This is a genomic window from Verrucosispora sp. WMMD573 (assembly GCF_027497175.1).
In the GTDB taxonomy this organism is placed as follows: Bacteria; Actinomycetota; Actinomycetes; order Mycobacteriales; family Micromonosporaceae; genus Micromonospora.
Window position 1 is genome coordinate 95,186 of sequence record NZ_CP114901.1, and the last position, 25,628, is coordinate 120,813.

20 protein-coding genes are annotated in these 25,628 nt (G+C 67.8%); 4 read left to right on the plus strand and 16 right to left on the minus strand.

What is annotated here, in order from left to right; genetic code table 11:
- Positions 1-132: 132 nt before the first annotated feature.
- The 12 genes from O7601_RS00455 to O7601_RS00510 all read right to left on the minus strand — a co-directional run bounded on the left by O7601_RS00455 (position 133) and on the right by O7601_RS00510 (position 14,341).
- Complete coding sequence (locus O7601_RS00455) at positions 133-1,206, minus strand: Gfo/Idh/MocA family oxidoreductase (protein WP_281564341.1); 1,074 nt, start codon at positions 1,204-1,206, stop codon at positions 133-135.
- Positions 1,206-2,321, minus strand: a complete 1,116-nt coding sequence (locus O7601_RS00460) for an isocitrate/isopropylmalate dehydrogenase family protein (protein ID WP_281564342.1) — start codon at positions 2,319-2,321, stop codon at positions 1,206-1,208. The genes O7601_RS00455 and O7601_RS00460 overlap by 1 nt, the downstream gene beginning before the upstream one ends.
- Positions 2,318-3,136 carry an amidohydrolase family protein gene (locus O7601_RS00465; RefSeq protein ID WP_281564343.1) on the minus strand — a complete coding sequence of 273 codons (819 nt, stop codon included), beginning with the start codon at positions 3,134-3,136 and terminating at the stop codon, positions 2,318-2,320. Before O7601_RS00465 ends, O7601_RS00460 begins: the two co-directional genes overlap by 4 nt.
- On the minus strand, positions 3,129-4,562 hold the full coding sequence (locus tag O7601_RS00470; protein ID WP_281564344.1) for a four-carbon acid sugar kinase family protein: 1,434 nt from the start codon (positions 4,560-4,562) through the stop codon (positions 3,129-3,131). The genes O7601_RS00465 and O7601_RS00470 overlap by 8 nt, the downstream gene beginning before the upstream one ends.
- A complete protein-coding gene (locus tag O7601_RS00475) occupies positions 4,559-4,969 on the minus strand; it encodes a VOC family protein (protein WP_281564345.1) in 411 nt (136 codons plus the stop codon). The genes O7601_RS00470 and O7601_RS00475 overlap by 4 nt, the downstream gene beginning before the upstream one ends.
- Positions 4,966-5,760, minus strand: coding sequence for a carbohydrate ABC transporter permease (locus tag O7601_RS00480; RefSeq protein ID WP_281564346.1), 795 nt, complete (start codon positions 5,758-5,760; stop codon positions 4,966-4,968). Before O7601_RS00480 ends, O7601_RS00475 begins: the two co-directional genes overlap by 4 nt.
- A gap of 112 nt (positions 5,761-5,872) precedes the next feature.
- On the minus strand, positions 5,873-6,832 hold the full coding sequence (locus O7601_RS00485) for a sugar ABC transporter permease (RefSeq protein WP_281564347.1): 960 nt from the start codon (positions 6,830-6,832) through the stop codon (positions 5,873-5,875).
- A gap of 5 nt (positions 6,833-6,837) precedes the next feature.
- A complete protein-coding gene (locus tag O7601_RS00490; RefSeq protein ID WP_281564348.1) occupies positions 6,838-8,139 on the minus strand; it encodes an extracellular solute-binding protein in 1,302 nt (433 codons plus the stop codon).
- 219 nt (positions 8,140-8,358) lie between these two features.
- Positions 8,359-9,183, minus strand: a complete 825-nt coding sequence (locus O7601_RS00495; protein ID WP_281564349.1) for a hypothetical protein — start codon at positions 9,181-9,183, stop codon at positions 8,359-8,361.
- Positions 9,184-9,398: 215 nt separating this feature from the next.
- Positions 9,399-10,361, minus strand: coding sequence for a lytic polysaccharide monooxygenase (locus O7601_RS00500; RefSeq protein WP_281564350.1), 963 nt, complete (start codon positions 10,359-10,361; stop codon positions 9,399-9,401).
- Positions 10,362-10,417: 56 nt separating this feature from the next.
- Positions 10,418-12,403, minus strand: coding sequence for a cellulase family glycosylhydrolase (locus tag O7601_RS00505; RefSeq protein ID WP_281566746.1), 1,986 nt, complete (start codon positions 12,401-12,403; stop codon positions 10,418-10,420).
- Between the two features lie 696 nt (positions 12,404-13,099).
- Positions 13,100-14,341 (minus strand): IS701 family transposase, encoded by a 1,242-nt coding sequence (locus O7601_RS00510; RefSeq protein ID WP_216592455.1) that lies wholly within the window; start codon positions 14,339-14,341, stop codon positions 13,100-13,102.
- A gap of 509 nt (positions 14,342-14,850) precedes the next feature.
- On the opposite strand from O7601_RS00510, the gene O7601_RS00515 reads away from it, so the two are divergent.
- Together O7601_RS00515 and O7601_RS00520 are read left to right on the plus strand one after the other, a co-directional pair.
- A complete protein-coding gene (locus tag O7601_RS00515) occupies positions 14,851-15,849 on the plus strand; it encodes a LacI family DNA-binding transcriptional regulator (protein ID WP_281564351.1) in 999 nt (332 codons plus the stop codon).
- The gene (locus O7601_RS00520) at positions 15,800-17,326 is read left to right on the plus strand and encodes a serine/threonine-protein kinase (RefSeq protein WP_281564352.1); all 1,527 of its coding nucleotides are present in this window, start codon (positions 15,800-15,802) and stop codon (positions 17,324-17,326) included. Before O7601_RS00515 ends, O7601_RS00520 begins: the two co-directional genes overlap by 50 nt.
- A gap of 206 nt (positions 17,327-17,532) precedes the next feature.
- On the opposite strand, the gene O7601_RS00525 is transcribed toward O7601_RS00520, so the two are convergent.
- Both O7601_RS00525 and O7601_RS00530 read right to left on the minus strand, forming a co-directional pair.
- Positions 17,533-19,311 carry a glycoside hydrolase family 6 protein gene (locus tag O7601_RS00525; RefSeq protein ID WP_281566747.1) on the minus strand — a complete coding sequence of 593 codons (1,779 nt, stop codon included), beginning with the start codon at positions 19,309-19,311 and terminating at the stop codon, positions 17,533-17,535.
- 1,465 nt (positions 19,312-20,776) lie between these two features.
- Positions 20,777-21,562, minus strand: a complete 786-nt coding sequence (locus tag O7601_RS00530; protein WP_281564353.1) for a GerMN domain-containing protein — start codon at positions 21,560-21,562, stop codon at positions 20,777-20,779.
- Positions 21,563-21,742: 180 nt separating this feature from the next.
- Here O7601_RS00530 and O7601_RS00535 point away from each other — a divergent pair, with 180 nt between their 5' ends.
- Positions 21,743-22,261: a sigma-70 family RNA polymerase sigma factor gene (locus O7601_RS00535; protein WP_281564354.1), complete on the plus strand. Its 519-nt coding sequence runs from the start codon at positions 21,743-21,745 to the stop codon at positions 22,259-22,261.
- Positions 22,262-22,322: 61 nt separating this feature from the next.
- Here O7601_RS00535 and O7601_RS00540 read toward each other — a convergent pair whose 3' ends face one another.
- Together O7601_RS00540 and O7601_RS00545 are read right to left on the minus strand one after the other, a co-directional pair.
- Positions 22,323-23,546 carry a carbohydrate-binding protein gene (locus tag O7601_RS00540; RefSeq protein ID WP_281564355.1) on the minus strand — a complete coding sequence of 408 codons (1,224 nt, stop codon included), beginning with the start codon at positions 23,544-23,546 and terminating at the stop codon, positions 22,323-22,325.
- 150 nt (positions 23,547-23,696) lie between these two features.
- Positions 23,697-24,044 carry a hypothetical protein gene (locus tag O7601_RS00545; protein WP_348650254.1) on the minus strand — a complete coding sequence of 116 codons (348 nt, stop codon included), beginning with the start codon at positions 24,042-24,044 and terminating at the stop codon, positions 23,697-23,699.
- Positions 24,045-24,253: 209 nt separating this feature from the next.
- Here O7601_RS00545 and O7601_RS00550 point away from each other — a divergent pair, with 209 nt between their 5' ends.
- On the plus strand, positions 24,254-25,597 hold the full coding sequence (locus O7601_RS00550; protein ID WP_281564357.1) for an HlyD family efflux transporter periplasmic adaptor subunit: 1,344 nt from the start codon (positions 24,254-24,256) through the stop codon (positions 25,595-25,597).
- Positions 25,598-25,628: the final 31 nt, after the last annotated feature.

Genomic DNA, 25,628 nt, shown 5'->3' on the forward strand with positions numbered 1-25,628 from the left:
GGCTGACCCCGAGTGCAACGGCAACCTCACTCTGGTTGACCGGATGCCCGGCCGGGATCTCGCCGCTAAGCAGCATCTGACGGACTCGCCGGTAGGTGCTCTCCTCAACGGGGAGATAGGTGGCGTCGGTACTCACATCGGCCTTTCATCAGCCGGGCCCAGGACACCCGCCCAGCTGCGCTGGGGCCAGAGCCGGACAGCCCGCGAATGCGCGGCGGACAGGTAACAGGCTTCCACAACCCGCATGGTACGGACATATTCCGCCGCCGGTGTTTCCGCTATGGCTGCCCCATTCAGCGCGTCCACGAAGTTCTGTTGGGCAGCCACGGCACACCCGCCCTTCCACCCCGGCGGAATATGATAGTCGTGTTCGACCACCCGGCCGTCCCGGTGCAGCAGGGTCATCCTGCCGTCGTCGGCCACCTGCAGGGTGCCCTCGGTCCCCTCGACCGACATGGTGCCGTACGCGAGACTCCGGACCGTCTCGGCGACGGCCGCACGGTCGGCGTCGTAGACCACGATGCCGCCGTGGGTTGTGTGCAGCACCGCCACCACGAGGTCTTCGCCCGCCACCGCCGGATTGACCGTGGCCGTCACGCACTGCACCTGCTCAATCTCTCCGAAGAGAAATCGCGCGGTATCGACATAGTGCACACCCGTCTCAAACAACACTAGTCGCGACATGGTGGCGAAGTAGGGCTGATCCGGGTAGGGGTTCTCACCCCACCCGTCGCCCGGCCGCATCCGCATCGTGGTGTGGAAAGGCCGGCCGATCACACCGGCGTCGATCAGGCGCTTTGCTTCTCGATACCACGGCTGCCACCGCCAGTTCTCGTTCACCACCAGCGGCACCCGGTGTCGCTCCGCAAACTTCGCCAGATCCGCGGCCTCGGTCACGGTCGGTGCCAGCGGCTTCTGGCACAGTACTGGCACTCCACCGGCGACGGCCCGGCGGACTAACTCGCCGTGGCTGGCCGGCGGTGTGCAGATGTCCAGGAAGTCCGGTTGCAGCAGCTCGATCGCAGCGTCCAAGTCCACACCGGACCAGCCCACGCCGGCCTCACGGGCCACCGTGGCGACCCGCTGCGGGTCCCGGTGGCCCACCAGGCCGACGATCTCCGCGCCGGACACGTCCCGCCAGGCCGTGAGCTGGATGGGCGCGAAGTAGCCGGCTCCGACCATCAGTCCCCGTAGCGTCCGCCCCATCAGTTCGTTCCCCCGCGCCACAGCCGCCGGTCGGCGGCGGCGACGATCGCCTCGCCGACCTCGACCGTTCCTGCGGTTCCGCCGATGTCCGGAGTTAGAACCTGACCGGCGGCGAGCACATCGCCAACCGCGCTCTCGATCACCGTCGCCACCTCCGCCGCGGCCGGGTCGGCGTGCCGGTCGCCGAGCCAGTCGAGCATCATGGCCGCCGACAGCACGGTGGCCAGCGGATTCGCGACACCCCGACCGGCAATCGTCGGCGCGGAGCCGTGCGCCGGCTGGAACAGCCCGTGGCGGTCGCCGACGTCAGCGGAAGCAGCCAGGCCGAGCCCGCCCACGGTGGCGGCGGCCAGGTCGGAGATGATGTCTCCGAACATGTTCTCGGCTACCACCACGTCGAACAGGTCGGGCTGCTGCACCTGGTACGCGGTCATCGCGTCGACGTAGACGTGGTCGGTCGCCACGTCGGGATGCCTTGCGGCGACCTGATCGAACACCCGGCGAAAAAATGCGTACGAGCTGAGCACGTTGGCCTTGTCGACGCAGGTGACCATGCTTTGGCCGTCGCAAGGACGGCCGCTTCGCTTGGCGGCTAGCCGGAATGCCTGCTCGGTGACCTTCCGGGTACCGGTCGCGGTGATCACGATCGTGTCCGTCGCGACCTCCTCCCGGACGTTGCACCCACCGGTACGCGAGGCGTAGAGACCCTCGACGTTCTCTCGCACGATCACGTAATCGATCGGTGGTGCCGCCGACAGTGGACTGGTCAGGCCGCCCCAGGACCGGACCGGCCGGATGCCGGCATACAGGTCGAGGTCGAAGCGGAGCCGGAAGATCACGTCGCCGTTGACCTCGCGACCGTCCGGATGGCGCGCCTCGGGCAGGCCGATCGCGCCCATCAGAATGGCGTCGGCACGGACGCACTCGTCGTATGTCTCGTCGGTGAGGGCGACACCTTCGCGTTGCCACCGACCCGCTCCGGCGTCATGCGGCACCAAGTCGACAACCACGCCATCGTGACGGCTGGTGACATGGTTGAGGACGCGAGTCGCCACGTCGGTGATCTCGGGACCGATGCCGTCTCCGGGCAGCACGGCTATGCGGTACTCGGTCACGAGGACACCTCCGGTCGAGCTTTGGGAGCAAGGCGGAACACAGCGGCAGCGGTCGCAGCGAAGACCTGCCGACGCTCCGCCGGTGTGAGCCGTACCGCGTCGAACTTCGCTAGTTCGACCGGGATGTTTTCGATGTGGTCGCTGCCGAACATGACCCGGTGCGCGCCGAGGCAGCGCACCATCTTCCGCACGCTGAAGGCCGGGCACCACGAGGGTTCGAGGTAGACGTTGGGACGGTCCTGCGCCACCTCGATGGCCTCACCGCAGAACGCGCCGAATCCGGCGTGGCAGAGCACCGTCGGAACCGCCGGGTAACGGCGGGCCGGAGCCAGGGCACGGTGCGGGAGGGTGTGCGGCCCGCCGAGGCCGGTGTGGATCATCACTGGTACGCCGTGGTCGGCGGCGAGCCGGAACACTTTGTCACATACCTCGTCATCGGGTGCCACCCGGAACCCATGAGTATGGATCTTGATAGCGACGAACGTCGCATCGGCCAGGAGCGCCCCGGCTGCCTGCCGGTAATCCGCCTCCCGCAACCGTGGATCGATGTTGACAATCCCCTCGATTCGCCGTGGCCATCGCGCGGCGGCGTCGAGGACCTCGGCGTGCACCTGTTCGGACGCCCCCCGGTCGGCGTCCGGCTGCGGCATCACGAGGGTCGTCGCGACACCGTGGCGGTCCATGGCCGCCAACATCGCGTCGGCGTCGGCCCTGTACCCAGTGGCAGCCGACCTGCCGAAGTGCCCGTGCACGTCAATCAGCCCGCCATTACTGAACTCGGCGTGCCCAGCGTATACATCCGAGACGTCAGTCATCCCCGCCCTCGTTCCCTGCGAGTTGCCGCACAACAGCCAGCAGAGCGTCCGGTCCGCCGACGTTCCCGGGGAAGACCACGTAGGGCAAATTTGGAAACCGGCACTCAGGCCCTGCGCGCCACACCGGCACACCAGGATGAATCTGGCCCTCCACCTGCGCGCGGACGATCCCGAGACCGGCGGTGGCGACGTCGCTCGCGGTGATGCCACCCTTGCCGATCACATAAGCCGGGCGCACCGGTAGCCGGTCAACGACGCCGATCAGGCCCGCCGAGACCCGGACGCTGCGGTGCAGGGCCTCACTCGCGGACTTCGAGGCCAGGACGGTTCGGCTGGTGTAAACCACGGTGTCCCGGCCGGAGGCCACAGCGACGCCAGCGGTCTCGGCGACCCGGTCGGCCTCTGCTTCGGCCCGCCGGCCGGCCTCGTCGAGAGCCGCAGCATCGACCTGTACGCCCACCACCGCGTCGGCCGTAAGCAAACGGCCGAGTTGGGCGGTCGTGGTGGGGACGTGGGAACCGACCACGACCAGTCCACCCGGTCCACCTCGCCGTGCCAGTCCCAGTTCCGCTGCTGTGAGCAGGCCACGCGCCGTGATCCCGGCGCGGACTGGCACGAAGGAGGCGGCGGTGCGGTAGAGCAGGCGGGCCCCGGCCGCCTCGGCGATCAGCACGCCGGTGACCAGGACCTCCAGGTCGCTCGGATCTAGGGCGTCGCTAACGCATACGGCGCCGTTCCGCAATGCGCCGAGGCGTTCGGCCACGGCCGCCGGGCCGCCTCGGCGGATATCCGCGAGGGTCAGCACTTCGACCTTGTCGCGCGGGATCTGCCCTCCGCTACGTTCGGCCACCCAGTCGGGCAGGTCGGACGACGTGAAGCCGAAGGTGGCGTCCCGAGCGTACGGGGTGTCCGCGACCGGTCTCCAACGGGTGCCGTCGGCCACCCAGTGCCGACCATCGACGGTCACACGGCCTCCTTCGAGGAAGGCTGGGACCATCAGCACCCCGTCAACCGCGCCGCCGAGTCCCTCTGCCAGGGCCACCGTCTCGTCGGGGAAGTGGCCCCGCAGCGTGGAATCACCCCGACTCACCACCGCGATCGCGCGCCGCGTCCACCGCGCCGCAGTCCGAATCTGCCAACCGGTGCGGAAGTTGATCTCCGCTGCCCGGACCGGATCCAGTGACCGTGAGTTCGTCAACAGGTACAGTGCCGGCGGTCTCGAGGCAAGCTCGGCGGCGATCGACGACACATCCCAGCGGGTGAGGACCGGCACCCCGTGCACGGTCTGCGTTCCGGTCGGGTCGTCGTCGAGCACCACAACGGTGCATCCGGCGGCGGCGATCCGCTCCGCCAGCGGCGGCATGAGCGGCTCGGACCACGGTGGAGGCAGCGTCGCGCGGTCCGGCCAGTACCGTGAGGCGGTCATGACCCGACCAGCTCCAGCTGGACACCGCCGGTGCACGCCGGATCGAGGAAGACCGCACGCCGGCCGCGCGTGCCCTGATGCGGCGCCGGCTGTGCGGGCGGCACGCCGACCCCGTCGCCAGTCCAGGCGACTTCGACATCGGGCACAGCGAAACAGAGATGGTGCAGGCCGGCGCCGTGCCGGTCCATCCAGTCGTGCAGCGGGTGCGGCCGGATCAAGGGCTCGACCAGTTGCAGATGCACCGAGCCTAGATCGAGGTGAGTCAGCCTCACGGTGCCGCCGTTGACCACCTCGGCGTGGTCCACTGAGAAGCCGAGCAGGTCACGCCAAAGCGCCAGGGCTTCCTCGGTGTTTGTCACGACGAGCCCGATGTGATCGAGCCCTGTTGTCCGCTCGTTCATCGTCATCCCTTCACCGCCCCGGCGGTCAGCCCGGACAGGTAGTAGTCCATGAGGAACGAGAAGACGATCACCACGGGCAGCGCTCCGAGCAGCGCACCGCCCATCAGCTGACCCCAGGCGAAGACGTCACCCACCTGAAGAGCGTTGACCAGGCCGACTGCCACCGGCTGCTTGTCTGCCGAGCGGACAAAGGTCAACGCGTACAGGTACTCCTGCCAACACAGGGTGAAGGCGAAGAAGAAGACCGAAACCACGCCGGGGAGCACCAGGGGTAAATCGATCAGCACCATCGCCCGCAGCCGACTGGCACCGTCGATTCGCGCCGCCTCGGCCAGTTCGACCGGCAGGCTCTGGAAGTAGCTGGAGAGCATCCAGGCGATGAACGGCACGAGGAAGGTGAGGTAGACCAGGATCAGCGCCCCGAGCGAGTTGGCTAGATGCAGCCGGTTGACCACGACGTTCATTGGAATGAACAGCAGCGCCGGCGGCAACAGGTAGGTCGAGAACACAATCACGCCGACGACCGCGCCGCCCCGGTAACGCAGCCGGCCCAGGCTGTAGGCCGCGGGCACCCCGATGAGCAGCGCGATGGCCGACGCGGAGAGAGCGACGATCAGGCTGTTCAGCGACCAGGTGAGGAACTTCGTCTCGGTCAGCAGCGCCCGGAAGTGCTCCAGGGTGAGCCCGGTGACCGCGAAAGGTTGGTCGGCGACGCGGTAGAGGTCCGATCCGGTGCGTACGGAGGTCAGCGCCATCCAGACGAACGGGAAGAGGGTGAACACGGTGAAGAGCGTCATCGTCGCGGTGATTAGTAGCCCGCGGGTCAGCCGCAGTCGGCGCAGCAGCCGTGCCGTCCGTGGTGGGGAAGCGGGCAGGGGCCGCGAGGTTCGGCCGGATAGGGCGGTCATGTCACTTGGCCTTTCGTCGCATCACGGCCAACTGCATCGCGATGATTGCGGCCAGCGCGGGAAACACGAAGAACGAGATCGCCGAACCAGTGGCGATGTCTGCGCCCCGGATGCCGGTACGGAATGCCAGGGTGCTGATCAGGTGTGTGCTGTTGACCGGGCCGCCGTTGGTGAGGATCCAGACGATCTGGAAGTCGCCGAGGGTCTGCACGAACGAAAAGAGGGTGACCACGACGAGGATCGGGGTGAGGTGCGGCAGGATGATGTACCGCAGCCGCTGCCAGGAGTTGGCGCCGTCGACGACCGCTGCCTCGACGAGGTCCTTCGGCACGGTGGCCAGTCCCGCCAGGATGATGATCCCGAAGAACGGCGCGCCCCGCCAGATGTTCACCGTCTGCACTGCGGCCATCGCCCAGCCGGCCTCGCCGAGCCAGGGGATGTTGCCGTCAACCAGACCGAGCTGCCGGCCGAGGTAGGTCAGCACGCTGAAGTCGGCCTGGAACATCCACATCCAGGCCAGCACGCTCAACGACGAGGGCACCACCCACGGCAGCAGAAACGCCGCGCGGAAGAACCGGCGGAAACGCCGTACCTCGTTCAGCGCCAATGCCATGGCCAGGCCGAGGACGAGCTTGGCGACGACCGCGGTTACCGTGTAGTTGAAGGTGTTCCACAGGGTGCGGCCGAACACCGGGTCGTCGACCAGCCCTAGGTAGTTGGCGAGGCCGACGAAGGAGACCGCATCGCTGCCGAGCGACTTGTCCGTGAGGCTGAACCAGACGGTCAGGACCAGCGGATACCCCACCAGGCCGAGCACGACGACCGCCATCGGCAGCACGAGCAGGTAACCCAGCGGGGTCTCCCGCTCCAACAGCGACCAGCGGCCCGCATCGGCGCCGGGAGCAGGCCGCCCCGGCGGCGGGCCGGTGCCCGCCGCCGGATCGAGGGTGTCTGTGGCCATCGTCGTCAGCCCTCGTAGACCTTCTTGAGCTCGTCCTCCGCCGCTCGGACCGCCTCGTCTATCGACGCCGAGCCGCTGATCACCCGGGCGAACATGTTGACGATGGTCTGGTTGTTGTACGCCTGGGCCGACCGCCGCGAGGCCGGGCCGGGCCAGCCTGGCATGCGCCCGTCGGCTGCCAGGCCGCCGAGCCCGTCGAGCTTCGGCTCGGAGTTCCACGGCATGGAACGCAGGCTTTCGTAGTTTCTGAGCAGCGGCGTGTAGTAGGTGATGGCGATCTCGGCGAGCGCAGCAAGCTGCTCGGGCTCCATCAGGTAGCGGTAGAATGCCGTGGCCGGCTCAATCCGCTTACTGTGCCCGAAAATGGCCAGAGAGTTCATCTCGACGAGTTGTTGGCGTCCGGCCGGCCCGCCAGGGTACCGCGCGTGGCTCATCTTCTCTGCGATTTCCGGTGCCTGCTCTTGAGCGGTGTACCAGATGCTCGTGGCGTTCTGGGTGACGGCGATCTTTCCGGCGAGAAAGCTGGTGTTGTTGCCGCCCTCGTCGTACGACGAGATCTCCGGCGCACTGACCGCGGCCAATTCCTGCATCAGCTTGATCGCCTCGCGGGTCTGGCTGCTGTTGATGGCGACGGTGCTGCCGTCCGCCTCCACCTCCGCCGCCCCGTACGACCACAAAAGCGAGTACGCGACGCTGGCGGAGTCGTTCGGCCCCGCCTGGTTCATAGTGAGTGAGACCCGCGGCAGCTTGGCGTCGTGCAGCCGGGTCGCCACTTCGACGAGCTGCGACCACGAGACCGGGAATTCCGTGAAGCCGACCTGTTCGAACAGATCGGTCCGCCAGTTCATCACGTGGGCGGTGTACGCCCGCGGGATCGCCCGCCACCGACCATCCACGACGCAGGCGTCCTTGGCCACGTCGTACCAGCCGCCGTTGCGCTCACCAATTTCCTCGCACAGGTCGGTCAGGTCGACCAGCCGGTCGGCGTAGATGTGGGCCTGGTTGGCGAAGAGTTCACCGAGATCCTCCCCTGCCTGGGACTCGACCACGGCGGCGATCTGCTCCCGCCATTCCTTGGCGAAGGTCAGCTCGACGGCGCCGTCGTGCGCCTCGGCCCAGGCGGCGGCCTGCTTCTGCTGGAGCTCGTGGATGGCGGGGATGAAGCTGGCCCGCATCAGGCCGGTCAGGCTTCCGCCGCCGAGCGAGGCTCCACCCGTCGAGGTCGAAGTGCCGTCCTCCCCGCAGCCGGCGAGCGCGACGGCCAAGCCGGCGCCGAGGCCCAGGTGCAACGCTCTACGTCGGGACATTTGTGTGCTACTCGGTTGTGTCATGGCGACTCCAAGGGGTTGATCCGGCCGCCGACCGGATCGGGGTGGTGGTGGAGGAGGAGGATCGGTCGGGGAGTGACCGCCACCGAAGGGCGTCCGATCAAAGTGGCGACGGGGCAGGACGAGCTTCCGGTGAGCGGACGGTGAAATGTCGGCGGTCTAGCGGATCACTCCGATGCCACCGCCGGGGTCTCACCGCTACTGAAGAAGTGTGCGCAGCTTGGTGGCGTTGCCGGCGTCGTCCCCGGTGATCAGGAAGTACATCATTCCGGCGTCCGAGACGTCACCGTTCTTGTTCATGATGTTGTTGATCACGTTGTGCACATACCGCAGCCGCTGATCGGCCGAGCTGGCCATCCAGGACCATTTCGCCTCGCCCCCGCCGGTGCCCAGACCGGCGTTCTGGTCGGGGATCCGCCGGTACTTCACATCCGGGAAGTCGCGGCGGATGTCGGCGAGGTTCCAGATGTTGTCGTCGTCGTCGTGATTGTTGTTCCAGTCCGAGTGCGAGATCAGCGTGACGTGGCCGTGGACGTCCCGGTTAGAGGCGTCCAGCGCCCGGTAGATCACGCCCATCGGGCCCGCCCCGACCAGGCACAGCCGGCTGCTGGCGGTCGAGGCGTTGATCTTGTTCCGCAGATGATTGGCGGCGTTGCCGAGGTTCGCCTGGCTGTTGCGGAAGATCACGCCCACGTCGTAGCCGAACTGGTTCGCGGTGCTCTCGGCCGCGGTGACCATGTCCTGCTCCCAGCTACTGTTCGAGCTGCCGAGGTGGGAGTTGTAGTCCCAGTGGACCAGCCGGGACTGCTGCCCCTTCTCGGCCAGCAGCGCGATCGCCATCGCGGACGCACCGATGTCGTCCCGGTCGTGGTAGTTGCCGTCGGAGCTCCAGGCGATCCGTTCGCACCCGAAGCTCAGCGCCGGAGCCGCCGCGCTGGCGGCGGTCGCCGCTAGGCCGAGCAGGCCGAGCGCGGTGACGGCCGCGAACGTCGTACGCAGTGCCCTGGTGGGAAGACCGTTCATTGGTGGTACCTCCTCCGCGGATGCGAACCTGTCGAATACGTTGTATACAGTGAACACGAGATCGTCAATGGCAACGTGTCGGTAACCTTGCCCCCTTACCTCTCTGAGGGTTCGTCCAGCCGGCCACCAGTAGGGACGGCAACGGCCCGCCCAGGCGTCTGTTCAGGCGCCCGGACGGACCGTCGACTACGCTACGACCTCGCCGCGGTGCTCCTCTACATGCAGGCCACACCGTTCAGGAAGGGCGTGGCGATCGGCGGATCGGTCGGCTCGCCGGTGGCGATGAAGCCGATGGTCACCGACGAGTTAGGGGCGAGGGTGTCGTTCCATCTCGGCGCGTCGGCCCGGGCCATGTGCCCGCTCTGGCTGAACACGGCGTTCCAGCCGCTGCCGATGACGGCACCGTTGTACATGTGCCAGCCGAGCGACCACGGCCGTACACTGACCGGTCCGTCGTTACGTACAGTCACTGACGCCTGAAACCCGCCCGGCCACCGCTGGTCCACTGTCACCGTGGCGTAGCACTTCCCGACAGGGCCGGGGTCGCTGCCACCATCGTCGCCGAATATCACGTCGGAGCAGTTGAAGAAGGCCTCCGGACTGTCCGAACGCTGCCAGATGGAGTAGATGACATGCCGTCCCGTCTTGTTCGCAGGCAGCATGGCATCCCACTGGTACGCACCGTCGACGATTGACGGGTTGGTCACTATGGAGAAGGGCGCTGGTTCCAGATCCGACCAGGCGAGGGGCCCGGTCGGATCGTAGCCGTCCTTGGTGACGTACACCTCGAAGGTGCCGGGGTGCGGCGCCCACGCGGCATAGGTGAACCGGTGGGCTGCGCCGGATTCCAGGGTGGTTGCCGGCCAGTCTACGCGGGCGGCGTTGTACGCCGCGTACTTGGTGGTTCCCGCGCCGCAGAGCCGGCCGTCTGGGATCAGTTCGCGGTGGCGGCCGGCGTTGTCGCCGACCAGCACGCCGTACCAGTCGTAGAGCGGCTGGGTGCCGCCCTGCGCGACGGCGTCGCGGCAGGCGTTGCTCAGCGGGCTCTCCGGGCCCTCCAGGTAGCAGGCCCAGGTCCGGGTGGCAGGCGAGGTCATCGCGCCGTGCGCATATGCCGGTTGGGGCGCCACCACCACCGCGGTCGCCGCCGCGGTGAGGACGGCCAGCGCGCCGGCCATCCGCAGTATCCTACGTTTCGCGGGTTGTGCCCCTGCTTCGCTGGTGAGCGGGCCGGTCATGACGCCGAGCAGGTCAGGTCGGCAGGTACGGTGCCCGCTCCGGTGCCGGTGAAACCGAATGTGGTGGTGGCGCCAGCAGCCAACTGACCGTTGTATGGTTCGTTACTGACGGTGTTTCTGCTGTCGGCGACGATCCACTTCCCGTTCCAGACCGACGAGATGCTGGTGCCGCTCGGGTTGGTCCAGGTGACCCTCCAGCTATTGGTCGGGCTGGCACCGGAGTTCTTCACCGCGATCTGGCCCTGGAATCCACCCTGCCAGGCGTTGCTCACCGTGTACGTGGCAGCGCACCCGCCTCCACCGACACCAGGCAGGGTGGTTACGGTGCGGGCCGGCGAGAGTGCCGAGACGTTGCCAGCGGCATCCCGGGCGCGCACGGTGAACGTATAGCTGGTCTCGGCGGTGAGGTTGACCGCCCGGTACGAGGTGCCAGAGACGGTGGCGACCACCGCCGCCGGGCCAGTGCCGGTGGCGCGCAGCACCTCGTAGGAGGTCACACCAACGTTGTCGGTGGACGCGGCCCAGCTCACGGTGGCCGCCGTGGCCGTCAGGTCACTTACGGCGGGACGGCCCGGTGCCGTCGGCGCGACGTCATCGTCCTGGCTGCCGTCGGCGTAACGCTCGGTCAGGCTGATGCCGGTGGTCGAGGCGTTGCCGCCCAGGCGTACCTGGTGGTCGAGGCTGACAAACCTGCCGTTGTGCTGCCAGAGCACCGGCTTCAGGATCTGGTTGTACTTGGCCTCGTCCCAGGTCTTCCAGTCGTTGAGCAGGAGGCCGCCAGTGTCGCCGGAGTTCGGGTTCAGGCACCAGAAGGTGTGGTGTATGCCGTATTCGCCCATCAGGTCCCGCAGTGCCTTGAGCCACTTGTCCTGCCGCGCGTCCTGGCCGAGGCGGCCGCCCCACTCACCGACCAGCAGCGGTGCCGTGTTGTCCTCGTGGATGTAGAGCCAATTTGGCCGCCACACATCGTTGGTCAACGAGGTCTTGTCGAACTCGCCCTGGAACCACGGCTGCTCATACACCAGCGGCCCGTAGTCGTGCGGGGAGTAGACGAGCTGGTCCTGGTTCGCGCCCAGGTTGATCGGGTGATCCTTGGCGCCGCGCAGGTTTCCACCCCACCAGTTGTAGTAGTAGTTGGGGCTGAGGTCCGGGTCAGTGTTCGGCGAGTTCCACGTCTCGCCTGGACGTGGGTAGACCTCGATGCCTTCGCACAGGATCAGCAGGTGCGGGTTGATCGCCAGGATCCGCCTTCCGGCCGTCTCGCAGGCGTGCTTGAAGTTGTCCTGGTCCGTACTGGAGTCCCATTTGGCGCGCGGCGGGTTGTTCGGGGCGCCGTGCGGCTCGTTCTTGATGTCCATCGCGACGATCGTGTCGTTGGTCCGGTACCGAGCGGTGACCCACTCCCAGCCCTGGTAGAACAACTCCGGCGTGATCGTGCCCTTCCACCATACCGGGTAGATGTGACCGGAGTTGTCGGCCTCGGCGCTGTGCACGTCGAGCATGACCTTCAGGCCGTACTTCTCGCACAGGTCCAACCAGTAGTCAAAGATCTGCAGGTTGTTCATCCCGGCCAGTTCCGGGTTTGCCGCGAGGTTGACATTCGGCATCACCGTCTGCCCAGCCTTCCACTCCAGCAGCAGCTGAGTGGAGACCGGCACCCGGACAATGTTCATACCGCGCTCCGCCATCTGGCGGGTGATCGTCTCGATGTTACCGCCCCACAGACCGTGGAAGACCCGCTCCGTGGCGTTGAAGCCAAACCAGTTCACACCGGTCAGCCAAACCTGATTGCCGGCAGAGTCAACGATCTTGTTGCCTTCGGTGTGCAGCCAATCGGCGGTCGGAGCTGCGGCGGCGGCCGCCAATGGAGACGACGTGTGATAAGAGGCGGCCGTGGCTGCCGTGGTGGTCGCGGCAGCCGACAGACCGACGGCCACAGACACCGCCAGCGCAACGCCGCGCACTGTTTGTTTCAGAGACATGCCCTGCCCTCCAGTGGTGGTGGTTGGATGGGAGCGCTTCCAAGGCGGAAGCATAGGCTGGTTTCTGTCGCCCGCCAGACACACCATCGACTTACTGAATTCCCGCTGATCTCGGCGTCGGCGATTTATGGACGTCCCACCTGCGGTAATGCCCTTCATGAGCCCCCTGAGCCACCCCTACGGCCGTCGAGCCAGTCCCTGAAACGCTTTTCAGGATTCACCGGGGTTGTCCATCGATGGCCTCCTATTCCGCCGAGCCGACACCTAGCCTGTGTCGAAGTCGGTGCCAGGGCTTGAGCTGTTGGTTGAGGATCTTCGCGTGTCGGTGTTCGAGATGTAGCGAGGTCCAGGACACCAACCGGCGCAAGCTGGGGTCCAAGGGCGGCCGACTACCAGCCTTCGATCCCGAGCGGTACAAGCAGCGTCACGCCGTGGAATAAGGCATCAACCGGCTCAAGCGCAACCGCGCCGTGGCCACCCGATTCGACAAGCTCGCCGTCCGCTACGAAGCCACCGTGCACGTCGCCGCGATCAGCGAGTGGCTGTGACCGACTTCGACACAGGCTCTAGTAGTGCTTTGTTAGGTTCTGTGGCGTTTGTTGCGGTGTAGCGGTTTCACGGGTTGGTGGCAGGTGATGCAGGCGCCGGTCCAGGTCGCGAGGAGTCGTTGCAGCTCGCGGATGACTGTGTAGAGGGTCAGGCCGGCGCATCCGCTTTTGGGTCCAGACGCAGTTCGGTGATGAACAGGTGCGCGGCGGTGACCAGGGTGACGTGGCGGTGCCAGCCGGTCCAGGAGCGGCCTTCGAAGTGGTCCAGGCCGAGGGCGGTCTTCAGTTCGCGGTAGTCGTGTTCGATGCGCCAGCGGATTTTGCCGTAGCGGACAAGATCGGTGTGGCTGGTGGTGGCGGGCAGGCTGGACAGCCAGTACTTGACCGGCTCGGTCTCGTCGTCCGGCCACTGGGCGATCAGCCACCGCTCGGGCAGGAGACCGTCCGGGTCACGGGCGACGCGATGCCCGGCCGGCCGGACCCGTAGGAAGACGAACTGGGAACTCATCGTGCCCTTCGAGCCTTCCCGCCAGGTGATCGTCTCCGCAGCCTGACGGCTGGCGGCGCGAATGTGCTCGACCAGGCTGACCGCCGTCTTGGGGTAGCGCGGGTCGGTGCGGATGGGTGGGCGACCCCGCCCGGACCACACCCGCGGCACCGGTTGCACCTCTGGCTTGTGGGCGAGGGCGTCGCCTTTGACCTGCATGACGTAGCCGATTCCCCGCTGGTCCAGGGCGCTGCGGAACTGGCTGTTGTCTCCGTAGCCAGCGTCCGCTGCCAGCAGTGGCGGGCGCAGGCCGTGCTCGGCCAGTTCGTCGAGCATCCCCACCACCAGCGCCCACTTCGGGCGATGGCGCTCGTCCTCGGGTATCCCGCAACGGGTCCGGCGAGTAGCCACCGCGGGCCGGTCAGCCTCGTCAACGGCTTGGTCGTCCCACGAGGTCGGCACGAACAGCCGCCAGTCCAGAGGACACGAGGCGGTGTCGGTGACGGCGTGGACACTCACCCCGATCTGGCAGTTCGCCACCTTGCCCAACGTGCCGGAGTACTGCCTGGCCACACCCGGCGAACTCTTGCCGTCCTTCGGGAAGCCGGTGTCGTCGACCACCCACGCCACCGGCTCGACCACATCGACCGCCCGCGCGGCCAGCCGCATCCGCACCGCCGTGGTGTCCCAGGTCGACGCCGTCACGAACTGCTGCAACCCCTGATGATCCACCCCAAGCCGATCCGCCATCGGCTGCATCGACTTACGCCGCCCGTCCAACAGCAGCCCCCGCAGATACGTGCCACCCTTTGCCCGCTGATCCGACCGCACCAACGGGGTGAACACATCTGCGGCGAACGCCTCAAGCCGTTGCCGCACAACGGAAAGCTCGTCAGGGGTCACCGCAACATCGAACTACTCCGAACCGCCGCCGACGACCAGCGACACGCCGACCTAACAAAGCACTACTAGTCCGGTCGCAACGGCCGGCGGCGGAACCCGCGCAGCGGAAGCGCCTGAAACGCGTTTCACGTTGCGGCTTACAGGAAAGGGCTTCCCTCTGTTTTGGCGGTGATCGCGCCAACAGCCTCACCCGACAATAGGACAGTGTCCGAGCGGGGGTGATCCGGGTGCAACGCCACAAAAGAGCAGATTTCGCGACCGCATCGCTCGCCGTACCGGCAGTCACGGCGCGAGATCCGCAGCATCATCGTCCTTGCCAGGCAGCCGTGATCGTGCCAGGCTTCCGTCCAGTCGCCGTGTCGGGTCTGGCCAGGCTCCCTCGGTGGCAGACTCCCCGCGATGAGAACCGCAGCCCGTGACATCCGTCGGACTCGTCGCGCTGCGGACGTGACCGCCGATCGTCGATGCGGCGGTCACCCGCTCGGTACCTGACTTGGAGCCGAAGCATCATGCGCGCGCATCCGACCGTTCAACAGATCGCCGCTGCGGCCGACGTGTCGCCGGCTACCGTGTCCCGGGTGCTCACCGGCTCGGTCCGGGTTACAACCGGCGTACGGCAGCGTGTCTACGCGGCGATGACACAGCTGGGTTACGTAGGTCGCGATGTCCGCAAGCCGGAATCGCGCAAACCTCCGGCCGTGGGTCTGGTGGTGGGCCAGCCGACGGCCCGCGTGTTCGCCGACCCGTTCTTCGCGCGGTTGGCCGCGGGCGCTGAAGCCGAACTGGCGGTACACGGCTCGCCGATGCCTATTCTCACCGTGACGCGCGACAACCTACCGGCAATCGAGCGCTATCTGCTCACCGGCGGAGCTGACGGGGTTCTCCTGCTCGGCGAGTACGGCCGAAGGCAGGTGGCGCGCGCAATGGCCGTCTCCGGTGTGCCGGCCCGCGCCATCGGTCGACCGACCGATGGCGTCGACCTTCCCTACGTGGACGTGGACAACCGAGGTGGCGCACGCATGGCAGTGCAGCACCTGCTGCGTTCAGGCCGTCGTCACATCGCCTCGATCGCGGGGCCACGCGACATGCCTGCCGCCGTGGATCGCCTCGCGGGGTACCACGAGGCGATGGCGGAGGCCGGCATCGAACCGACCGCCATCGCATATGGCGACTTCACTCAGGCCTCAGGTATGCACGCCATGCAGTGGCTGACACGTCGGTTACCGAGAGTCGACGCGGTTTTTGTCGCGTCGGATGCGATGGCAGTCGGAGCACTACACGCACTCCGACGAGCCGGTCGCACCGTGCCCGACGACGTGGCAGTGATTGGCTTCGACGACGCTCCCATAGCCACGCTGATCCAGCCGGCTCTGACCACCGTTCGCCAACCGGTCGAGCAGCTGGGCAGGATCGCCTGCCGCCTGCTGCTGGCCGATGTAACCAAGGAAAAGCCCGCCAGTGGCACCGTCATCCTTCCCACCGAACTCATCCATCGCCGGTCCGCCTGATCGACGCAGACCCGCTTGCTGGCCGACCTACGGCGAAACGCTCGGTGACCGCTACCGGCTGTTGGAACCGATCGGCGCCGGCGGCATGTCAGTGATCTGGCGTGCGGTCGACCTGGAACTTGGCCGACATGTCGCAATCAAGATTCCGGAACCGGAGCAAGGAGTACCTGTCGATCTGGACGCACTCGTCCGCAACGAGGCACGGACGGTAGCCGCGCTTTCGCATCCCGACGTGGTCGTCGTACATGACGTAGGCCAAGCGAGCAGGCCCGACGGCACAACGGTGACCTATCTCGTCCTGCAGATGCTGGCCGGTGAGTCCCTGCTCGACGTCCTGACCACCGGCCCGCTCGGCTGGCACCGGGCGGCCGGGATAGGCGCCCGGCTGGCCAGGGTGCTGGCCGCCGTCCACACGCATGGCGTGGTCCATCGCGACGTCACGCCGGACAACGTGATGGTGGACGGCAACAACGTCAAACTGCTCGACTTCGGAATCGCTGCTCGGGTCGGGGACCGCCCGACGCGAAGCTGGACACTCGGTACACCTCCGTACCTCGCACCCGAGCGTCTCGCCGACGCTCCCGCTGATCCGGCGGCTGACATCTACTCCCTGGGCGCCTTGCTCGTCGAAATGCTCACCGGGCAGCCACCCGACGGCTCTGTCAGCCTGTCTGCCGACATCCCCGAGGAGTTGACGCAGCTGTGCCGGCGGTGTCTGGACCCCGAGCCGATCCGGCGGCCCTCCGCCGCTGAGACGGCCGCCGACCTGCAAGCCTTGACAGGTCCGGTGCCATCCACGTCCCCGGCATCGGAAAGGATCCGCCGGGACACCACCCCCATCGACACAGCGGCAACAGCGGTTCCGGGACCAGTCGGCGACGAGCAGAGAAGGAGCGGGCTCTCGATCGCCGTAGCGGCGATGCTGGCCGCGACAGCCGTGGCGGTGACCACGGTCGTTGTCCTGCTCGCCGCGTCTCCGTCCCCGCAGCATCCGGCACCCTCGACCCCACCGGAGGTCGCCAGGCCGTCGGTGTCCCCGTCACCAGCTTCCCCGCCCCCTACGAGTGAGCCCGCGAGGCGGAGGATCGAGCCGCATCAGGGGACACGGACGGGTCGAACGACTTTACCGCCGACGACCATCGCAGGGACTACGCCGAAGGTCACCACACCCGCCGCCTCTTCAGTCCTCTCCGTCACCCGAGCGGCCGACGAGCTACGTGATCTGCTACGCCGCGATGTCCTCGAGGGCGCCGTCACTGCACACGCGGCGCAAAAGATCGGTGCACAGGTGGACAACGTGGTGAACAACCAGGGCGCTCTGCCGGAAAACCAGGCACAGCTGGTCGCCGACCTCCGCCGCAGCGTCGCCGACGAGATCCGGAACGGCGGCGTCTCGACAGGAGCGGCCACCACGCTGGACGCTGCCGTCGAGCGTGTCGCCGAGGCTGTGAACGTCAGCGCCACGGCATCCGGCTGACGTTGTCGAGCGCCCGTCGCGGGATGTCCGCAAGGGCGGTCGAACAGCGGCCGAGGTGCAACGCCGCCCTGTTCCAGCCCGCTGACCCGCGCGAAGCGCAGGATCAAAGGGGCCCCCGGTTCGACCGGTGACCGGTCGGACCGGGGGCCTGGCAACTCACCACAACCACGCCTGTGACGAGTCGAGATGGGTTGGTTTCCCTCTGCTCAGGACAGTGGCGGGTAGGCGTTGCGCATCAGTTCCGCGAACTGCGCCGGGAACCAGGCACCCGAGATCGGGGCGTCCGGCAGGGCGCCGCTACGGTTGTAGCCGTTGCGGGCGTTCCCACCGTAGGTCGGGTCGCACATCCGGTCAAAGCCCTTGCCCTCGTTGTTCGGGATCTCCTTGCTGGAGCCGTCCGACTCGCCCGGGGGCTTGACCCAGACGTAGGCGTCGATGCCCGGCTCCGGCGCAGCCTTGGGCCGCTCGCCCAAACCCGCGCCCGCCTGGTTGCACCAGTTGCCGGCGTGGATCCGCCGGTCGACGCGGCTACCGTCGACGTAGGCGTTCACGTCGGTGATCGGGCCGGGCCCGGTCGGCCGGGCAGTGCCGCCCCAACCGTTGCGGGAGGTGTCGATCAGCATGCCGATGCCGTTGGGGAACCCCTTGGAGACCAGTTCGTTCCGGAACGCCTGGGCGAACGACAGTTCGTCGACGTAGTAGTTCCAGTCGACCCACTTTGCCTGCCGGACCGTCTGACCGTTCACCGTGTCGGTGACCTTGAAGTACGGCTCCTTCAGCGCCGAGTAGTTCGCGGTGTTGACGATGAAGCCGTGCACGTGGTTGACCGTGCTGCCGGACGCGGTGGCCGCGTCCTTGATGATGCCGGCCACCGGACTGAAGTTGGTATCCCAGCCGATCCAGCCGTGGTGCGCCGCGTCGACGTAGTTGTAGACGTTGCCGATCGCGCCCAGCTTGGCCAGGGCATAGCCGACGCCGTTGACGTATGCGCCGTTGGCCTTAACCGTGTCGCACATGGGGGTGGCGCCGGGGCTACCACCGGTGTTGGTGTGCAGGTTCGGCAGCGAGTCGATCTCGATGATGTTGATGATCCGCAGGTTCTTGTACTTCGCGTCGCCCTGGATGGCGGCGATCGGGTCGATGTACTCGGCCTTGTAGCGGGGCAGCTCGTCCGCCTTCAGCTCGCCGTTGGAGGCCAACGCAGCGCAGTCCCGGCCGGGCAGGTTGTAGATCACGAACTGGATGTAGTCAGCACCCTGATCGAGCGCCTCATCCAAATGATCCCGAACGCCCATCGCCCCGTTCGAGCTGCTGTCCGGCGTGCCGTTGATGGCGGCGATCCGGTCAATCCACACGGCCGTGGGGGTGTTGGAAACCCGGTTGCCGCCGGTCACCGACTCGGCCTTGGCCTTCCACTCCGGATTCACGTACCCCTGGGCGTTCAGATACGGATTGTCCACCCGGGGACCGCTGGGCGGTGAGGTGGTCGGCGGCGGCGTCGTGGATGGTGGGGTGCTCGGCGGTGGGGTGCTCGGCGGCGGGGTGGTGGGTCCGCCACCGCCGTTGCAGGTCACCCCGTTGAGGGTAAACGACGTCGGCTTCGGGTTGCTGCCGCTCCATGAGCCGTTGAACCCGATGCTCACCGTCGCACCGCTGGCCACCGAGCCGTTGTACGACTCGTTCTGCGCGGTGACGTTCTGGCCGGACTGGGTCCACCGGGCCGACCAGCCCTGCCCGACTCGCTGGCTACTGTTCGGGAAGGTGAAGCCGAGCGTCCAGCCGTTGAGGGCGTCGCCGACATTCTTGATACTGACGCTGGCGGTGAACCCACCCGGCCAGTCGTTGGTCGTGTAGGAAACCTCGCACTGCGTCGCCGCGTGCGCCGAGGTGACCGGTAGCGTCACCAATCCACCCGTGACCAGGGCAGCGGCGCCAGCGATCGCGAGGGCCCGGCGCGGGCCCGCTTGTTTTCTCCATACATTCATGCCACAAAACTCCTTGGGCGAGACCGGGCCGCTAGGGGCCCGGGTAGAATGGCCCCGGTTGGGCGTCGAATACGAACAACCTGCCGGTGCCGTCGGATGTGTACGGGGTTGCCCGGCCCGGTCGGGCGGAAGTGCATTCTGGACGTGACAGTCCACGCCGACGGAATGGTCGCCCAGCGAACCGGTTGCCCTCGACCATCCCGCCGACATGCGGCTTGTGATCCGGCGGTAGGCCAATCGTAACGGGGAGCGCTCCCATAGCAATGAATAAATGTGGTTTCTGCGTAACGATCTTTTGAAATATGGCAAGCAGAAATTTGAAGAAGGCGGTGGGCACGTTTGCGATACGACCGTTACCGGCTGATCCGTTCCGACTCCCCGGTCCCGGACCACGATCTGTGGCAGTGACAGATTGTTGACCTGCGAAGCCAAGCGGAGCTTCTCCAGGGACGCGTTGAGACCTGCCATCGCGATAGTGGCGACCACGCGAAGGACGGTCGAACCGGGAAGCCTTTTGCGCGGGCGGTGCGGCTGGTGCTCCTTACCCAGCCCACCGAAGGTCTCGACCGCGCCGTTGTGTCCACGCTCGATCGGCTGGCCGTTGGCCACTCGGTCGAGCATCATCGTGACGATGTCCGCTGAAATGCCACCGGCCGCGGCGACCACCTTCCGGAGGTTCTCGCTCCAGTTGCGGCCATCCTTGTCGTCTATGCGCGCCTCGACCGCGAAGTAGGGGTCGGTAGAGCGTCGATCCGAGCGCCATCGCGGTGTACATCTCGAAGTAGCTAATCTTGTCGTCACCCGGCAGCAGCCCTTTGCCGCCGTAGTCGGTGGAGACCGCGGCCACGACAGAGCTGAGGTGGGTGCGGAGGGTGCCCTGCTGCGCGGCGCTGAGGAACGGGAGGCCGTTGACGCCTGGCTCCGTGCCGGTGACGGTCGCGATGTACCGATACGCATGGTTAACCGCGAACTGTGACAGTCCGGAGACCATGTAAGCCGTCCTTACGAGGTGTTCTTGCTGGTGATCGCCACCGGTGGGGTGGTGGCTGCCCTGGTCGTCGCGACGGAGTCGAGTCTGCTCAACTCATCGGAGGCCCAGGCGTTGCTGGTGCGCTGCGCCGCCAAGGCACTCGTGGCCGGGGCCGGGGCTGGCGTCGTCGGGACCGCATCGGCAAGTGGGGACGTTCTCGACAGAGCCGACGCGACCCTCGTGTCGCCCGGCTCGCACCCGGCGCCCGGCCGCGGCGAGTCCAGCGATCACCATCAGCGCGGCAACCTGCGACCATCGCCGATGACACCGTCGGCGTGGTGCACATGCGGCGTTGAACTGTGCGATGTTGAGGGGACCGGGTGGCCGATTCTGTTTGTAGCGTTGGAGTCTCACACCCGTCGACACTCCATGCGCCGGTGCAACGTTACACAGCTTGATCAGTCAGTCGAACGCGGTAGGCAGCCCGGGCGGCGGTCAGTTGGGCACCCGGTCGTGGAGGACGTCGATGTAGAAGGCTCGCTGGTCGCCGCGAATGGAGAACCGTGCCTGCTCGATCCAGCCGAACTGTTCCAGGGTGCGACGCATCGGCTCCAACAGCTTGGTCTTTTCGCAACTGTCGCTCGGAGCCAGGATGCCGTCGAGGTCGGTGAAGTCCGCCCGCGCGTTCGCCCCGTCCAGCTTGAGGTAGCGGAACCGGTGGGCGTCACCGTCGAAGGCGCTGGTCAGGCCGGCCGCGCGATCGGCCGGCGTGGGGCCGTCGAGCAGAGCTCGCAGGGCTTCCTTGGCGACGCTGCGGGCCGGGACATTCCGGGTTACCGCGACGACCTGCGGGCAGCGCCTGTCGGCTCGCTCGCGCAGCAGGAACAGCTTCACCTGCCGGGTGCCGATGGTTGGCTCGGTCGCCGGTTGGTCCGGACCGCCGGTCTCCGTCGCGTGGGCACTCGCCGTCGCAGCGGACGAGGCATCCGACGAGTCGGGCGGGGTCGCTGAGGGTGCTGGCGTAGGCGATGTGCGAGCCGTCGGCGCGGGAGCGGCGACCTGCGGCTCGCCGGTCGGTGCGGACATCATTGCCGCACCGACGGGAGCGGTCACCATCACCGCGGCGACCAGGCCGGCTGCGGCGACGGACCGGGCGCGGCGGCGGCGTACGCGGTGGCGCAGGTTGCCTAGATCCGGTGGACGGGCGGTGTCGGCGGCGATCCCGGCCATCCGGCGCAGCGCATCGCGCGTCGCTTCCCCGTCCGGAATTCCGTCAGTCACCGTCAACTCCCTTGGGCGTGGTCGTCGCCACTCTAACCGTTTGACGTTGCCGCATTAATCACATACGGTGCAATCATTATTTAACCGGATGAGTACGACAGCGTCCAGGTCGGATGGTCGCCGCGCGCTAGGTGCCCGAATCGGGATAAGCACGCGTCGCGGCAGGTGTCGAGAGGTCCGATGTCGACAGAGCGCGAGTTCACTGAGTTCTACCTGGCGACGTACCGTCGGCTGGTGGGCCAGCTGTTCGTGCTGACCGGTAACCGTCACGACGCCGAGGAGCTTGCCCAGGAAGCGTTCTCCCGTGCGCTGCCCCGGTGGGCAAAGATCAGCGGCTACGAGGCCCCAGAGGCGTGGGTGCGGCGGGTCGCGTTCAACCTCGCATTCTCCCGGCGCCGCAAGGCGCTGCGCGGCGCCGGCGCCCTGCTGCGGCTCGGATTCGACCGGGTCCACAACGGCGACCACACTGATGAGGTCGCCGTCGCCGAGGCGCTGCGGGCGGTACCGGTACGACACCGGCAGGCGTTGGTGCTGCACTACGTCGTCGACCTTCCCGTGCGGGACGTGGCCACCGAACTGGGCGTTCCGGAGAACACCGTCAAGACGTGGCTACGACGGGGCCGTCAGCAGCTGCACGCGGCGCTGCGAGCAGACGAGGCGACCGGTACCAGCGACCTCCTCGCCGACCTCCGCCCCTGAGCTGAGCCGGGTGGGGTACGGCGCCACCGCCGTACCCCACCCCTGAGAAGGCCGGCCATGCTCAACTCACGGTGAAGCTGTCCACGTCGAAGAGAAAGCCGGAACCGCCGGTGAAGACCAGATGCAGAGGACCAGTCCCGGTGCCCGACAACGACGTCGAGACCGTCCGGTAGGTCGTCCAGCCACCGGTCGTCGGCACGTCGACCGAACCAAGCAGCGGGCCGCTGGCTGAGCCCGAGCGCACCTGGATCGTGCCGCCGGAAGTGCCGGAGGCCACCCTTGCCGAGAATCCGGTCCGGCCGGTCGTGGACACCTGGGTGTAGCCGGCCCAGTCACCGTCGTGCAGGTAGCCCGCCGTGGCACCGCCCTGCGCGGCGCTGTGGAACGCCACCTGGACGCCGGAATGCGAGGTGTACGACTCGCCCTGCACTGTCTGCGGGGAACTCCCGCCACCCCCGGAGTCGGTGAGGAAGGTGCGCAGCTTGTTGGCGTTGCCGGCGTCGTCGCCGGTGATGATGTAGTACATCATCCCCGAGTCAGAGACGTCTCCCTTCTTGTTCATGATGTTGTTGACCACGTTGTGCACGTAGCGCAACCGCTGGTCGGAGTTGTTGGCCATCCAGGCCCACTTCTCCTCACCACCACCGGTGCCCAGCCCGGCGTTCTGATCCGGGATCCTCTTGTACTTGACCTGCGGGAAGTCGCGGCGAATATCGGCCAGGTTCCACCTGTTGTCGTCGTCGTCGTGGTTGTTGTTCCAAGCCGAGTGCGAAATCAGCGTGACGTGCTGGTGCACCGCCGTGTTCGAACCCTGCAACGCCCGGTAAATCACCCCCATCGGGCCTGCTCCCACCAGACACAGCCGGCTGCCAGCCGTCGAGGCGTTGACCGCTGACCGCAGACTGGTCACCGCGCCGTTCAGATTGGCCTGGCTATCCCGGAAGATTCCGCTCACGTTGTACCCGAACTGGCCACCAGTCCCTTCGGTCGCGGTCTTCATGTCTCGCTCCCAGCTCGCGTTGGAGCTACCGAGGTGAGAGTTGTAGTCCCAGTGCACCAGCCGCGACTGCTGACCCTTCTCAGCGAGCAGCGCCAGCGCCATCGACGAGGCGCCGATGTCGTCGCGGTCGTGGTAGTTGCCGTCTGAACTCCACGCAATCCGCTCACAGCCGAAGTCGAGGGCGGGCGGAGCGGCCTGCGCGGGCTGCCCGGTCAGCGCGACCGTGACGCCGAGCGCGAGGGCGCACGCCGCAGCGGTGAGCCCGGGACGGGTGATCCGTGACATGGAAGTCCTTCCGGTACGAGGGGTTGGTCGCCGACCGGCCGGCACCGGGTGCTGTCGGCCCGGCCGGTCGGCTCGAAGACAGACACCCCGCCCCGCGGTGGGAGGTTTCACCGTCAGCACGGATCATCTGCCCGGCTTCCCGCCTCGAGGTCAGCTGTCGCCGCGCCGGCCGCCCTGCGGACGCGAGCCCTCGCACGCCTGCTCGGCCCGCGCCCAGGTGGCGTCGTCGACATCGGCCGGCCGTAACGCCGCCTGCCCGCTCTGGCGGTTCCCCTCGCCCGGCTGCCCGGTGGGCCGGGTGGTCGGTCGGGCGATCCGGTCCGCCCGCCCGCTGCGACCGGGTCGCGCCGAGGGCAGGTCCTCGGGTACGTCGATGCCCTGCTCGCGCAGGCACGCCGCGTACGACGCCAGCCCACCGGACGCCGGCTGGGACTGCTCGGCCGCCGGCTCGCCGCCGCAGCCGGCCGCGAGCGCAAGCAGGGCGGCGCCGACCGCCACGGTCAGGGCCGGTCGTCGATGGATGCGGGGCATGTGGCTCTCCTCGGGACTCGGGTGCGGGCCCACGCCCGCGTGACGGGGTCAGCAGAGACGACAAACCTCCGGCATCGCTCCGGCGGGCCTGGGAGTCACCTCGGAATACCGGGCTGTGAGGTAACTCCGAGGTACGGCCGAGCCCACTGTCAGAAAGTGGGTCGACGATCGCGGCCATGGGCATCATCCACCTGCACGTGTGGCGGACGGTCCGGCGCCGGCCGGTACCCGCCGTCGCCGCCACCGCCACACTGGTCGCGGTCACCGTCCTGGTAGGCGCGGCCGCGTTCCCCGGCGGTACCGACCGGACCGCAACGCCGGCGGCAACCGTACGGGTGGACCGGGGTGAGGTGTCCTCGGCGGTCGCCGCGACCGGCACGGTACGGCCTGCGACGAGCCGTGGGCTGGCGTTCGCAGTGGCCGGCACCGTGACCGAGGTCTGGGTCCGCCCGGGCTCCGACGTCGCGGTCGGGCAGGTGCTGGCGGTGCTCGATGACGGCGAGGCCTACGCCGAGGTGACGCGCGCGGAGCAGGCACTGACCGATGCGCGCGCCGAGCTTGACGAGCTCGAAGACGAGCAGGAGCCGGACATCCTTACGTGCGCCATGTCACCGGTTCCGGCCACGGGCGGCGACGGCGCGGGAGGTGCGGCTACCGCCGCCGCGGCGGGCGACACTACCCGGACGACGCCATCGGGCGACCCAGGATCACCGACATCTGGACGCGACCCCGACCAGCCCTCGCCGTCGGCCACCCCGACTCCCCCGGGATCGTCAACCGCCCCCGTCGAGCCCTCACCGAGCGGAATCGGGAAGGGGCCGGCGACGTCCGCGACGGCCCCGGCGCCGTCAGACCCGCGAGGTTGCCCGAAGGAGCCGGCTGGTTCGGAGGCGGGCGGGAATTCCGCCGGCGCCGATCCGCTGTTGCGGGCGCACCAGCAGGTGACCGCCGCGCAGTTGGCCCTGGCCGAGGCGGAGGACCGGCTGGCCGGTACGACCATCGCCGCGCCGGTCGCCGGCCGGGTGCTGTCGGTGGCCGGGCCGGTGGGAAGCCGGGTGTCCGCGGCTGCGCGCTTCATCGAGCTGGCGGTCGTCGACGGGATGCAGGTCACGGCGACCTTCCCGGAAGCCGACGCGGGGCTGATCGCGGCGGGGCAATCGGCCACGGTGACCCCGGCCGGACGGCCGGACACCGAACTGGCCGCCGAGGTGGTCCAGTTGGACCCGATGGGCGCCAGCGACGGTCAGGTGGTCCGTTTCGGGGTCCGGCTCGCGCTGGACGGCGCTCCGGACGATCTGCTGATCGGGCAGAGCGCCGCCGTGCGGATCCGGATCGCCACCGTCGCGGACGTGCTGCGGGTCCCGGCGGATGCGGTCGAGGTTCGGCCCGACGGGTCGGGCACCGTACTGCTCGCCGGGGCGGCCGAGCCGCGCGCCGTCGTGATCGGTGTCCGGGGGGACCAGTTCGTGCAGATCAGGTCCGGCCTTGCCGAGGGTGATCTGCTCCTCGCCGCCGCATGATCTCGCATAGCTCGGGAACAGGTCGCTCCTA

Bases quoted from the DNA above. Each gene is read 5' to 3' on its own strand.
- O7601_RS00455 (WP_281564341.1), bottom strand. From the start codon at position 1,206: ATGGGGCGGACGCTACGGGGACTGATGGTCGGAGCCGGCTACTTCGCG.
- O7601_RS00465 (WP_281564343.1), bottom strand. From the start codon at position 3,136: ATGACTGACGTCTCGGATGTATACGCTGGGCACGCCGAGTTCAGTAAT.
- O7601_RS00470 (WP_281564344.1), bottom strand. From the start codon at position 4,562: ATGACCGCCTCACGGTACTGGCCGGACCGCGCGACGCTGCCTCCACCG.
- O7601_RS00475 (WP_281564345.1), bottom strand. From the start codon at position 4,969: ATGACGATGAACGAGCGGACAACAGGGCTCGATCACATCGGGCTCGTC.
- O7601_RS00480 (WP_281564346.1), bottom strand. From the start codon at position 5,760: ATGACGCTCTTCACCGTGTTCACCCTCTTCCCGTTCGTCTGGATGGCG.
- O7601_RS00485 (WP_281564347.1), bottom strand. From the start codon at position 6,832: ATGGCCACAGACACCCTCGATCCGGCGGCGGGCACCGGCCCGCCGCCG.
- O7601_RS00490 (WP_281564348.1), bottom strand. From the start codon at position 8,139: ATGTCCCGACGTAGAGCGTTGCACCTGGGCCTCGGCGCCGGCTTGGCC.
- O7601_RS00495 (WP_281564349.1), bottom strand. From the start codon at position 9,183: ATGAACGGTCTTCCCACCAGGGCACTGCGTACGACGTTCGCGGCCGTC.
- O7601_RS00500 (WP_281564350.1), bottom strand. From the start codon at position 10,361: ATGGCCGGCGCGCTGGCCGTCCTCACCGCGGCGGCGACCGCGGTGGTG.
- O7601_RS00505 (WP_281566746.1), bottom strand. From the start codon at position 12,403: ATGTCTCTGAAACAAACAGTGCGCGGCGTTGCGCTGGCGGTGTCTGTG.
- O7601_RS00515 (WP_281564351.1), top strand. From the start codon at position 14,851: ATGCGCGCGCATCCGACCGTTCAACAGATCGCCGCTGCGGCCGACGTG.
- O7601_RS00525 (WP_281566747.1), bottom strand. From the start codon at position 19,311: ATGAATGTATGGAGAAAACAAGCGGGCCCGCGCCGGGCCCTCGCGATC.
- O7601_RS00535 (WP_281564354.1), top strand. From the start codon at position 21,743: ATGTCGACAGAGCGCGAGTTCACTGAGTTCTACCTGGCGACGTACCGT.
- O7601_RS00540 (WP_281564355.1), bottom strand. From the start codon at position 23,546: ATGTCACGGATCACCCGTCCCGGGCTCACCGCTGCGGCGTGCGCCCTC.
- O7601_RS00550 (WP_281564357.1), top strand. From the start codon at position 24,254: ATGGGCATCATCCACCTGCACGTGTGGCGGACGGTCCGGCGCCGGCCG.